Consider the following 11,726-nt stretch of genomic DNA (forward strand, 5'->3'; position numbering starts at 1 on the left):
CCCCGACAGAAGGACCTTCTGATGACCGACGTGGCCAGCGCCGCGAGCACCAGCTCCGGCAAGAAGCAGCACCTGGGATGGGCACTCGTGCTCATCTCGGTGGCGCAGCTCATGGTGGTGCTCGACGGCACCATCGTGAACATCGCGCTCCCCTTCATCCAGACCGACCTGGACATCGCGCCGGAGAACCTGACCTGGGTGGTCACCGGCTACGCCCTCGCGTTCGGCAGCCTGCTGCTGCTCGGCGGCCGCCTCGGTGACCTCTACGGCCGCCGCAAGATCTTCATGATCGGCCTGGTCATCTTCGCCGTCGCATCGCTGCTCGGCGGCCTGGCCAACAGCGAGGGCACCCTCCTCGCCGCCCGTGCCCTCCAGGGTCTCGGCGCCGCGCTCGCCTCTCCCGCGGCCCTCGCGCTGATCGCGACCACGTTCCCCGCCGGACCCGCACGCAACCGCGCGTTCGCGGTGTACGCCGCGATGTCCGGCGTCGGCGCTGCGGTCGGCCTGCTCCTCGGTGGCTGGCTGACCGGCCTCAGCCCCGAGATCCTCGGCACCACCGTCGAGGGCTGGCGGCTCACCCTGCTGATCAACACCCCGATCGGCATCGTCGCCGCGCTGCTCGCGCCGCGCTTCCTCAACGAGTCCGAGTCGCACCCCGGCGAGCTCGACCTGCCCGGTGCGGTCACCGGGACCCTCGGCCTGCTGGGCCTCGTCTACGGCATCAGCCGCGCCGGTGAGGACGGCTGGACCGACACCTGGACCCTGGCCAGCCTGGCCGCCGGTGTCGCCCTGCTCGCGACGTTCCTGCTCGTCGAGAGCCGGGTCGAGCACCCGCTGCTGCCGACGCGCGTGTTCGCCAACCGCACCCGCGCAGCCAGCTTCGTGGCGATGTTCTTCGCCCCGGCCGCGATGTTCGCGATGTTCTTCTACCTCAGCCAGTACATCCAGACGGTCATGGGCTACAGCTCGATCGAGGCCGGCGTCGCGTTCCTGCCGTTCTGCATCGGCCTGGTGATCGCCGCCGGGATCTCGTCGAACCTGATCAACCGGATCGACCCGCGGATCCTCGCCGGCGTCGGCACCCTGATGGCGTCGATCGCCCTGGTCGGCTTCTCGCGGATCCCGAGCGACACCACGCTGCCGGTCCAGGACCTCACCGCCAGCTACTGGACCGACCTGTTCCCGTACATCCTGCTGATGGCCTTCGGCATGGGTGCGACGTTCGTCCCGCTCACCCTGACCGCGGTGCACCACCTGCGTGCCGAGGACTCGGGCATCGGCTCGGGCGTGCTGAACACCATGCAGCAGGTCGGCGGTGCGCTGGGTCTCTCGCTGCTGGCGACCATCGCGACCCAGACGATGGACGACCTCACCGCGAGCCTCGAGAAGGCCGTGGCGGCCGCCGGCGTCCCGGTCGACCCTGCGGCGATGACGGTCGCCGGCCACCAGGTCTTCGCGGCCGGTGCCAGCGACGCGTTCCTGTTCGGGGCCGGCCTGATGCTGGTGGCCTCGCTGGTCACCTGGATCTTCCTCAACGTGAAGCACCAGGAGCTCGCGACCGACGGCCCCGAGGGCGCGCCGGTCCACATCGGCTGACCCTCTCCCCCCACGCGAAGGCCACCTCGGCGACGAGGTGGCCTTCGCCGTTCAGGAGAGCGCGTCCTCGATCGCCTTGATGAACGCCGGCAGGTCCTCGGGGCTGCGGCTGGTGATGAGGTTGCGGTCGACGACGACCTCGTCGTCGATCCAGGTGCCGCCGGAGTTGCGGACGTCGTCGGCGAGGGTGTGGAAGCTCGTCAGCTGCCGCCCCCGGGTCAGGCCGGCCGACACCAGCAGCCACGGGCCGTGGCAGATCACCGCGAGCGGCACCCGGCGCTCCATGACGTCGCGCGCGATGTCCTGCGCGCGGGCCTCGACCCGCAGCCGGTCGGCGTTCACGGTGCCCCCGGGGACCACGAGCGCGCTGATCGTGCCCGGGTCGAGGTCGTCGAGCGTGCCGTCCACCTCGACCTTCTGGGTCGGCTCGGTGTCGCCCTGGACCGCCTGCACGGGGTCGCCGCTGACCGAGTAGATCTTGACGGTCGCACCCGCCCGGCTGAGCTGGTCGCGCGGCTCGAGGAGCTCGGGCTCCTCGACGAAGTCGCTCACGATGATGGCCACGGTCTTGCCGGTCAGGTCACTCATGGAGGAGCAGTACCCATGCCGGCTCCCGCGAATCACAGGTTCGCGGCGGCCTTCCGCAGCACCGCGAGCGCGGTCCGCACCCACCCGGGTGAGGCGCCGGCGAGTCCGCACGACGGCGTCAGCACCAGCCGGTCGGTGACCTCGCCGGGGTCGAGGCCGAGCATGTCGAGCCAGCGCAGCACCGACTCCGTCACGTGCGCGTCGGTGAGGCCGGTCTCCGGGTCCGTGCCGGGGACGACGCCGAGCGCGACGGTGTCGCCACCGTCGAGGGCCTCGGCAAGCGCGTCGTGGTCGGCGGCCGACAGCATCGTGAGATCGACCGAGAGCCCGCGCGCGCCGGCCCCGCGGAGCAGGCCGAGCGGCGTGCCCGGCGCGCAGCTGTGCACCCACGGCTCGGCGCCCGCACCGGCGATCGCGCCGAGCACCCAGCCGAGCGACTCGGACGCCTCGGGGCGGTCGACGCTGCGGTGCCGGCCGAAGCCGGACGCGGTCGGCACCTGGGCGTCCAGCACCGCGGCCAGGGCCGGCTCGTCGACCTGCACGACGAGCCGCTCGATCGCGGGCAGCCGGCGACGTACGTCGCGGACGTGGTCGACCAGCCCGTGGGCCAGCGCCTGGGCGAGCTCGCGCCGGGCGCCGTGGTCGGAGAGGACCTTGTCGCCGCGCGGCTTCTCGACGGTCGCGGCCAGCGTCCACGGGCCGCACACCTGGATCTTGAACGTGCCGGCGAGGCCCTGCCCGTGCTCCTCGAGCGCGTCGAGGTCCTGGGCGAGCAGGCTGCGCGCGCGCCGATGGTCGACCCCGGGCGCGTCGGTCAGCCGCCATCCCGCCGGCTGCAGGTCGACGCCGAGATCGGCCACCACGGCGAGGCCGCGGCCGACCATGCCGGCGGTGATGCCGCGGCCCGGGACCTCGGGCAGGTGCGGGAGGTCGGTGAGCTCGCCGAGCACGACCCGCAGGGCCTCGTCGAAGTCCTCGCCCGGGTAGGAGCCGACGCCTGTCGCGACCGTCATGCGGTCGTCGCGATCGTGGCCGAGCCGACGACGCGGGTGCCGTCGTACAGCACCGCGGCCTGCCCCGGCGCGATGCCGTACGCCGGCTCGAGCAGCTCGATGTCGACGGTGTCCCCCACCCGCACCCGCGCCGGGAGCTCCTCGCCGTGGGCGCGCAGCTGGACGGTGCCGGTGAGCTCGCGCGGCACCGTGCCGCACCAGCGCGGCTTGATGCCGCTGAGCCGGTGCACGGCCAGCCGCTCGCGGGGGCCCACGGTGACGGTGCCGGAGACCGGCTCGATGTCCAGCACGAACCGCGGCTTGCCGTCGGCCGCCGGGTGCCCGAGCCGGAGGCCGCGACGCTGCCCGATCGTGAACGCGTAGGTGCCCTGGTGCGACCCGACGACCGCGCCGGACTCGTCGACGATGTCGCCGCCCTGGTTGGGCGCGCGGTCCCCGAGCTTCTCGCGCAGCCAGCCCGCGTTGTCGCCGTCGGCGACGAAGCAGATGTCGTGGCTGTCCGGCTTGTCCGCGACCAGCAGACCACGCTCGGCGGCCTCCCGGCGCACGTCGGCCTTGGTCGAGTCGCCGAGCGGGAACAGCGAGTGCCGCAGCTGCTCCTGGTCGAGCACACCCAGCACGTAGGACTGGTCCTTGCCGTGGTCCACGGCCCGGTGCATCTCGATCAGCCCGTCCGCGCCGGTCCGCAGCTGGGCGTAGTGACCGGTCGCCACCGCGTCGAACCCGAGGCCCAGCGCGCGGTCGAGCACGGCCGCGAACTTGATCTTCTCGTTGCAGCGCAGGCACGGGTTCGGCGTGCGGCCGGCGGCGTACTCGTCCATGAAGTCCTCGACCACGTCCTCGTGGAACCGCTCGCTCAGGTCCCAGACGTAGAACGGGATGCCGATGACGTCGGCGGCGCGGCGCGCGTCGTTGCTGTCCTCGATCGTGCAGCAGCCGCGGGCACCGGAGCGGTACGACGCCGGGTTGCGCGACAGCGCCAGGTGGATGCCGGTGACGTCGTGGCCGGCCTCGACCGCGCGGGCCGCGGCGACGGCGGAGTCGACGCCGCCGGACATGGCAGCGACGACCCTCACAGCTTGGCCGCCCTCGCTCGCTCGACGACGGGACCGATCGCCTCGACGACCGCGTCGACGTCGGCCTGCGTGGTGGTGTGGCCGAGCGAGAACCGCAGCGAGTGGCGGGCCTGGTCCTCGTCGCAGCCCATCGCCAGCAGCACGTGCGAGGGCTGCGGCACGCCGGCCGAGCACGCGGACCCGGTCGAGCACTCGATCCCGCGGGCGTCCAGCAGCATCAGCAGCGAGTCGCCCTCGCAGCCGGGGAAGCCCAGGTGCGCGTTCCCCGGCAGCCGGCGGACCGGGTCGCCGTGGAGGTGCGCCTCCGGCACCACCTCGATCACGCGCTTCACCAGGTCGTCGCGCAGCGCGCCGATCCGCGCCGCCGACTCCGCCTGGTGCTTCACGGCGAGCTCGACCGCGGCCGCGAACCCGGCGATCGCGGGGGTGTCGAGGGTGCCGCTGCGGATGTCGCGCTCCTGGCCGCCGCCGTGCACGAGCGGGCTCACCGCGATCTCGCGGCGCACGACCAGCGCGCCCACGCCGTACGGACCGCCGAGCTTGTGGCCGGTCAGCGTCAGCGCGTCCACGCCGGACGCGGCGAAGTCGACCGGCACGTGCCCCACGGCCTGGACCGCGTCGGTGTGGACCGGGATGCCGTGCTCGGCGGCGATCGCCACGACCTCCTCGATCGGCTGCAGGGTGCCGACCTCGTTGTTGGCCCACATCACCGAGATCAGCGAGACCGGCCGCTCGGCCACCAGGGTCCGCAGCTGGTCGAGGTCGATGCGGCAGCTCGGGTCGACCGCGAGCAGCCGGACCTCGGCCTCGTCGCTGTCCTGCAGCCAGTGCACGGGGTCGAGCACCGCGTGGTGCTCGACGGCGGACGTGATCAACCGGGCGCCGGGGCCGAGCTCGCCGGCGCGGGCCCAGTGGATGCCCTTGACGGCCAGGTTGTCGGCCTCCGTGCCGCCCGAGGTGAAGACCACCTCGCCGGGGCGACAGTTCAGCGCCTGGGCGATCTGCTCGCGCGACTCCTCGACGACCCGGCGGGCGTGCCGGCCGGAGGCGTGCAGCGAGCTGGGGTTGCCCACGTCGAGCAGGTGTGCCGTCATCGCCTCCACCGCCGCGGGGACCATCGGGGTGGTCGCGGCGTGGTCGAGGTAGACGGTCGGGCTGGTCATCGCACCGACCAGCGTACGGCGTGGACCGGTCCGGGCATGCGAACGGCCCGGTGCCGGAGCACCGGGCCGTCGACGCGTGCTGCTACCGGGTGACCTTGATGGTCCCCAGCTTGGACGGGGCGCCGTCGGCCAGCGCGCACCCGAACGGGGAGCTGGGCACCGGGTTGCCGTTCTGGTCGTTGGCGTTGAACGTGAACGCCTGGGGCGCCTTCACGACGTACGAGCCCGGCTTCTTGAGCTTGAAGCCCTTCGCGGTCCCCCGCGCCTTGAGCGTCATCGAGCCGCTCTCCGGCACGTCGGTCCGCGGGATCTTCACGTTCGCGAGCGGGACCTTGGTCGCGCCGACCGTGTACTTGATGTCGCTGGCCGAGCCGGAGAGGGCCGTGATGCCGAGGACGTCGCGCATCGGGGTCACCAGGGACTCCGGGACCACGACGACCATGTTGACCGGACGGTCCTTGACCTTGGTGCCCTTCTTGACCTTGGTGGGCAGGTCCAGCTTGATGGTCACGTCCATGGCCTGGTCACCGAGGACGGTGGCGCAGGTGTAGCTGGTCTTCACCGACACCGGCTTCGCCTGAGCCGGTGCTCCGGCGACGAGAACGGTGCTGGTGGCCATGGCGGCGGTTGCCGCGATGGCGGCGATGGTGCGTGCGGGCATGCGTGTCACTCCTCCCGAGATGCCGCGACCCCTCCCGGGCTACGGCTGTGCACTGAACATAACCACACACCACCGTCGGTAAACCACCCCTCACTTGCGGGCGACCTCGGCCACGACCGCCCGGTGGTCGCTGTCCGGGAGCTCGACCGTGTGCATCCCGAGCGCGGCGACCTCCGGCCCGACCAGGACGTGGTCGATCTGCACCAGCGCGGGCAGCCCGACCCCGAGCACGTCGACGGTGCCGCTCGCGGGCCAGGTCGGCTGCCACCCCTGGTTGGCCAGCTCCCCGGCGTCGCGGTAGCCGACGTCGCCCAGCGCGCGCATCGGGGCATGGTCGAGGGTCGCGTTGAAGTCGCCGACGACGAGGTCGGGCTCGTGCTCGCCGACCGCCTGCTCGACCAGGGCGAGCTCCTCTCGCCAGAGCTCGGGCTCGGTCGGCGCCCAGGGGTGGACGGCCATCACGGTCAGGTCGCCCATCTCCACCACCCAGCCGTCGTGGGTGGTCGCGAGCGGCTCGGCGCCGGTCAGCTCGGTGCGCGCGAACACCATGGTGCCGTCGCCGAAGGTCCCCGGCTCCCCCACGCGGTACGGCAGCAGCTCGGCCAGCCCCGCGCGCTCCATGTCCGCGAGGTCGGCCGCCGTGATCTCCTGCACCGCCAGCAGGTCGACGTCCTCCTCGGTGGCCCGGCGCACCAGGTCGATGCCGTCGGCCCCGCCCGAGGAGATGTTCGCGGACATCACCACGACCCGCTCGGCTCCGGGGGCGGGCGGTGGGTTCGCCCCGGTCAGCTGCGGTGCATACCACCACGCGTGCACGGCGAGTCCCAGCCCGGCCACCGCCGCGACCGCGGCGGCCCACGACCGGACCCGGCGCCGCACCAGCAGCCGCGCGACGAGCAGCAGCGCGGCCGCGCCGTACAGGACGAGACCGAAGGGCGTGAACGCCTCGAGCTGGATCCAGAACCCGCGATCGGGCTCAACGGCGCGGGCGAACGTCAGCGCTGCGGCCGGGACCAGCAGGAGCGCGACGATCCCCCAGAAGACCAGCACCCGTGCCCGCACCCGGCCCAACCTAGCGGCGCGACCTACCGCTGGGCGTGCAGCACGCGAGCACCCTCCCGCACCGCCGCGTCGTTGCGGCGCCCCGCGCGCGAGCCGGCCAGCTTGGCGCGGATGTGCTCGTCCACGGTGACGGGGTCGTAGAGCGGCGGGTGCGCCGCGTCCACGCAGCCCTCGAGCGGCGCGACCACCGCGCCCGGGTTCCCGTCGTGGAAGTACGCCGCGGAGCGGCGCCGCTCGATGGTGCCGTCGACGACCGGCGGCTTCACCCGGTGCATCGTGGACAGCCAGCGCTCGTTGGTGAGCCGGGCGGTGAGGTCGCCGAGGTTGACCAGCAGCGCGCCCGGGTCGGGCACGACGTCGTGCCAGTCGCCGTCCCGGTCGAGCACCTGCAGGCCCCGGATCGGGTCGGCCCACAGGATCGTCACGATGCCGAAGTCGGTGTGCTCGCTCATGCCGACCAGGTCGCCGTCCAGCTCGACGGTGGTGCCCGGCTCCAGCGCGTAGTTGTTCATCCGGAGCACCTCGATCGACGGCGCGGTCAGCCCCGGGAAGAAGCTCGCGGGCAGGCCGAGCGCGTCGCCGAAGATCCGGGTCATGGTCCGGGCGACCCGGCCGGCCTCGGCGAAGTACGCCGCCACCTGCTCCTCGAAGCCCACCACGTCGGGCCAGATGTTCTCGGCGAAGTGCTCGGGCGGGAGCTCCTGGCCGGCGTACTCGCTGGCAGCCCGGCCGACGTTGAAGGCCTCGAAGAAGTCGTTCATCCGGCTCGCGGGCTCGACGCCGAGGCTGAGGCTCAGCGACTCGGTCCGCGGCGGCGTGTACCCGCGGTTCTCGCACGCGGGGCGCACGTAGCCGCGCTTGACGTCCGCGTCGAGCGCGAAGAACGCGTCCATCGCGGCACCGAGCCCTTCGATCACGTCGGCCGGGACCCCGTGCCCGACCAGCTGCATGAAGCCCACCTCGCGGCAGGCCGCGTCGACCTCGCGGGCGACCACGGCCCGTTCCTCGGCGGTGCCGTCGTCGACGTACGCCGCGATGTCCACGGCAGGGACTCGGAACATGGCACTCAGGGTAGCCACGGTGGCCGGGCTACGTCCTCGGGCCGTCCTCGGCCGGCTACAGCAGGACCATGTCGTCGCGGTGGACGACCTCGCGCTCGTTGGAGCGGCCGAGCAGGTCCGGCAGCTCGTCGGCGTCGAAGTTCACCAGGCCGCGGGCGACGGGCGTGCCGTCCGGCGCGACCAGGTCGACGGGGTCGCCGGCGACGAACGTGCCGGTGACACCGGTGACGCCGGCGGCGAGCAGCGACGCACGCCGCTCCACGACCGCGCGGACGGCCCCGGCGTCGAGCACCACCGCACCCTTGGGCTCGGTGGCGTGCGCCAGCCAGAGCAGCCGGGTGGGCCGGCGCCGCCCGGTCGCGTGGAACAGCGTGCCGACCGGCTCGCCGGCCAGGGCCGACCCGGCCAGGTCGGCCGAGGTGAGCACCACCGGGATGCCCGCGCCGGTCGCGATCCGCGCGGCGTCGACCTTGGTCTGCATCCCACCGGTGCCGACACCCGCGGCACCCGCCTTGCCGATCCGCACGTCGGCGAGGTCGTCGACCGACTCGACGTCGCGCAGCATGGTGCTGGCGGGGTCGCTCGGGTCGGCGTCGTACAGCCCGTCGACGTCGGACAGCAGCACCAGGAGGTCCGCGTGCACGAGGTGCGCGACCAGCGCGGCCAGCCGGTCGTTGTCACCGAAGCGGATCTCGCTGGTCGCGACCGTGTCGTTCTCGTTGACGATCGGCAGCACGCCGAGCTCGAGCAGCTTGGCGAACGTCTGGTAGGCGTTGCGGTACGTCGAGCGCCGGGTGACGTCGTCGACGGTGAGCAGCACCTGACCGGCGATCACGCCGTGCCGGGCCAGCTCCTCGGTGTAGCGGTGCACGAGCAGTCCCTGGCCGACCGAGGCGGCTGCCTGCTGCGCGGCCAGCGCCTTCGGGCGCTTCCTCAGCCCGAGCGGCGCGAGCCCCGCGGCGATGGCGCCCGAGGAGACCAGCACGACCTCGGCGCCGTCCGCGCGCAGCTTGGCCAGGGTGTCGACCAGGTCGCGCACCCGGGCCGGGTCGATCCCGCCCGCGGCGGTGGTCAGGGACGAGGACCCGACCTTGACGACGACCCGCTTCGCGGCGGTCACCTCGGGGCGCGTGGTGCTCATGTTCCGGGGTCTTGTTCTTCCCAGTCGGGATCTTCGGCCGTGCCGATCTTGTACGACATCGGGCCGTAGGTCTCCGGCTTGTCCAGCTTGCGGGCGACGTCGGCGCGGGTCTCGCCCTCGGCACGGTCGTCCATCGCCTCGTCGATCGCGCGGCGGCGGCGCGCGGCCGGGCGGGAGTCGTCGAAGCGCTGGTCCTCGCCGCGGCGGCTGAGGATCTCCGCACCGGCGTCGATCCCGGGTTTGAAGTCGAACACCACGGCGTTGTCGGGGTGGCCGATGAGCACCGCGTCGCCCTCCTCGGCGCCCATCTTCACCAGGCGGTCCTCGACGCCGAGCCGGTTGAGCCGGTCGGCGAGGAAGCCGACCGCCTCGTCGTTGCTGAAGTCGGTCTGCCGGATCCAGCGCTCGGGCTTCTCCCCGCGCACCTGCCAGCCGTCCGCGGTCTGGGTGACGGTGAACTCGTCCTTGCCGTCGGCCGACGGCGGCCGGAGCACGATCCGGGTCGCCTCGACAACCGGCTTGGCGGCCCGGGCCGCCTCGACGATCCGGGCCATCGCGAACGTCAGCTCGCGCATCCCCTCGCCGGAGGCCGCGGACACCTCGAACACGTCCAGGCCGCGCTCGCGCAGCTCGTCGACGACGAAGCCGGCGATGTCGCGCCCGTCCGGTACGTCGACCTTGTTGAGGGCCACCAGGCGCGGGCGGTCCTCGAGCCCGCCGTACCGGCTGAGCTCGTTCTCGATGACGTCGAGGTCGTCGACCGGGTTGCGGCCGGGCTCGATGCTGGCGGTGTCGATGACGTGGACCAGGGCCGCGCAGCGCTCGATGTGGCGCAGGAAGTCGTGGCCGAGCCCGCGTCCGTCGCTGGCGCCCTCGATCAGGCCGGGGACGTCGGCGACGGTGAACGTCGTGTCGCCGGCGGTCACCACGCCGAGGTTCGGGACCAACGTCGTGAAGGGGTAGTCGGCGATCTTGGGCCGGGCCCGCGAGATCGCGGCGATCAGGCTGGACTTGCCCGCGCTCGGGAAGCCGACCAGGCCGATGTCGGCCACGACCTTCATCTCGAGCACGATCTCGAGCTCGTCGCCGGGCTCGCCGAGCAGCGCGAAGCCGGGGGCCTTGCGCTTGGCCGAGGCGAGCGCCGCGTTCCCGAGCCCGCCGCGGCCACCCTGGGCGACCACGAGCTCGGTGCCGGGACCGACCAGGTCGGCGAGCACGTTGCCCTGCGGGTCGCTCACCAGCGTGCCGTCGGGGACGGGGAGGACCAGGTCGGCGCCGTGGCCGCCGTTCTTGTGGTCGCCCGCGCCGTGCCCGCCGTTCTCGGCGCTGCGCTTGGGGCTGTGGTGGTAGGCCAGCAGCGTGGTGACGTCCGGGTCGACCCGGAGGATCACCGAGCCACCCGGGCCGCCGTTGCCGCCGTCGGGGCCGCCGAGCGGCTTGAACTTCTCACGATGGACGGAGGCGACGCCGTGCCCGCCGCGGCCGGCGCGGACGTGCAGCGACACCCGGTCGACGAAGGTGGGGACGGCCATGATGCCTACTCTCTCTGGCAAACGGTGGAGCGCAAGGTGCACCTGCGGTGCAAATGGCGAAGAGCGCCCCGGAAACGGGACGCTCTTCGAGGTGAAGCGTGGGTGCGAGCGTCAGCTCACTCGCCCGGGACGATGTTCACGACGCGGCGGCCGCGACGCGTGCCGAACTCGACGGCACCGCCGACGAGCGCGAACAGGGTGTCGTCGCCACCGCGACCGACGCCGGCGCCCGGGTGGAAGTGGGTGCCACGCTGGCGGACGATGATCTCGCCGGCGTTGACGACCTGGCCGCCGTACCGCTTGACGCCGAGGCGCTGGGAGTTGGAGTCGCGGCCGTTCTTGGTGGACGCCGCGCCCTTCTTGTGTGCCATCTCTTCAGTCCTTCGAGGGAGTCGTTGTCGTGATCGGTTCGATCACGCGTTGATCGCGGTGACCTTGACCTGGGTGTACTTCTGACGGTGACCCTGGCGCTTCTTGTAGCCGGTCTTGTTCTTGTACTTCTGGATGACGATCTTCGGACCCTTGGTGGCGCCGAGGACCTCGACGGTCACGGAGGCCTTGTCGAGCGTCTTCGCGTCCGACGTGACCTTCTCACCGTCGACGACGAGGACCACCGGGAGCTGCACCGAGTCGCCGGTCGCCGTGGTGACCTTGTCGATCTCGATGACGTCGCCCACGGCAACCTTCTGCTGCTTGGCGCCTGCGCGCACGATCGCGTACACCGCGGTCTCCTTCGTCGGTACTGATGTTGTGTCTTGGTCTGGGGCGCAGCCGATTCGGGCGCCGCGCAGAAGAGGCACGCCTGGGCGCACCGAGGGTCAATACTACGGACC

General features: G+C 72.6%; 12 protein-coding genes. 1 reads left to right on the top strand and 11 read right to left on the bottom strand.

Going from position 1 to position 11,726, the window contains the following annotated elements; genetic code table 11:
• The first annotated feature begins 21 nt into the window (after window positions 1–21).
• On the top strand, window positions 22–1,596 hold the full coding sequence (locus ABD875_RS14160) for an MFS transporter (RefSeq protein WP_345178070.1): 1,575 nt from the start codon (window positions 22–24) through the stop codon (window positions 1,594–1,596).
• A 51-nt stretch (window positions 1,597–1,647) separates the two neighbouring features.
• On the opposite strand, the gene ABD875_RS14165 is transcribed toward ABD875_RS14160, so the two are convergent.
• The 11 genes from ABD875_RS14165 to rplU all read right to left on the bottom strand — a co-directional run bounded on the left by ABD875_RS14165 (window position 1,648) and on the right by rplU (window position 11,615).
• Window positions 1,648–2,184, bottom strand: coding sequence for a type 1 glutamine amidotransferase domain-containing protein (locus tag ABD875_RS14165; RefSeq protein WP_345178073.1), 537 nt, complete (start codon window positions 2,182–2,184; stop codon window positions 1,648–1,650).
• 32 nt (window positions 2,185–2,216) lie between these two features.
• A complete protein-coding gene (locus ABD875_RS14170; protein WP_345178074.1) occupies window positions 2,217–3,197 on the bottom strand; it encodes a methionine synthase in 981 nt (326 codons plus the stop codon).
• Window positions 3,194–4,273: a tRNA 2-thiouridine(34) synthase MnmA gene (gene mnmA, locus ABD875_RS14175; protein ID WP_345178076.1), complete on the bottom strand. Its 1,080-nt coding sequence runs from the start codon at window positions 4,271–4,273 to the stop codon at window positions 3,194–3,196. Before mnmA ends, ABD875_RS14170 begins: the two co-directional genes overlap by 4 nt.
• Window positions 4,270–5,436 (bottom strand): cysteine desulfurase family protein, encoded by a 1,167-nt coding sequence (locus tag ABD875_RS14180; RefSeq protein ID WP_345178078.1) that lies wholly within the window; start codon window positions 5,434–5,436, stop codon window positions 4,270–4,272. The genes mnmA and ABD875_RS14180 overlap by 4 nt, the downstream gene beginning before the upstream one ends.
• A gap of 82 nt (window positions 5,437–5,518) precedes the next feature.
• Complete coding sequence (locus ABD875_RS14185) at window positions 5,519–6,097, bottom strand: DUF6801 domain-containing protein (RefSeq protein ID WP_345178081.1); 579 nt, start codon at window positions 6,095–6,097, stop codon at window positions 5,519–5,521.
• A 90-nt stretch (window positions 6,098–6,187) separates the two neighbouring features.
• A complete protein-coding gene (locus tag ABD875_RS14190; protein ID WP_345178084.1) occupies window positions 6,188–7,159 on the bottom strand; it encodes an endonuclease/exonuclease/phosphatase family protein in 972 nt (323 codons plus the stop codon).
• Between the two features lie 23 nt (window positions 7,160–7,182).
• A complete protein-coding gene (locus ABD875_RS14195) occupies window positions 7,183–8,220 on the bottom strand; it encodes an isopenicillin N synthase family dioxygenase (protein ID WP_345178087.1) in 1,038 nt (345 codons plus the stop codon).
• A 55-nt stretch (window positions 8,221–8,275) separates the two neighbouring features.
• A complete protein-coding gene (proB, locus tag ABD875_RS14200; protein ID WP_345178090.1) occupies window positions 8,276–9,361 on the bottom strand; it encodes a glutamate 5-kinase in 1,086 nt (361 codons plus the stop codon).
• On the bottom strand, window positions 9,358–10,893 hold the full coding sequence (obgE, locus tag ABD875_RS14205; RefSeq protein ID WP_345178093.1) for a GTPase ObgE: 1,536 nt from the start codon (window positions 10,891–10,893) through the stop codon (window positions 9,358–9,360). The genes proB and obgE overlap by 4 nt, the downstream gene beginning before the upstream one ends.
• Before the next feature lie 116 nt (window positions 10,894–11,009).
• Window positions 11,010–11,264 carry a 50S ribosomal protein L27 gene (rpmA, locus tag ABD875_RS14210; RefSeq protein ID WP_243056998.1) on the bottom strand — a complete coding sequence of 85 codons (255 nt, stop codon included), beginning with the start codon at window positions 11,262–11,264 and terminating at the stop codon, window positions 11,010–11,012.
• Between the two features lie 42 nt (window positions 11,265–11,306).
• Entirely contained in the window at window positions 11,307–11,615 is a 309-nt protein-coding gene (gene rplU / locus ABD875_RS14215) for a 50S ribosomal protein L21 (RefSeq protein WP_345178101.1), read from the bottom strand.
• Between the last annotated feature and the right edge of the window lie 111 nt (window positions 11,616–11,726).

This window comes from Nocardioides caricicola (assembly GCF_039541135.1).
In the GTDB taxonomy this organism is placed as follows: domain Bacteria; phylum Actinomycetota; class Actinomycetes; order Propionibacteriales; family Nocardioidaceae; genus Nocardioides; species Nocardioides caricicola.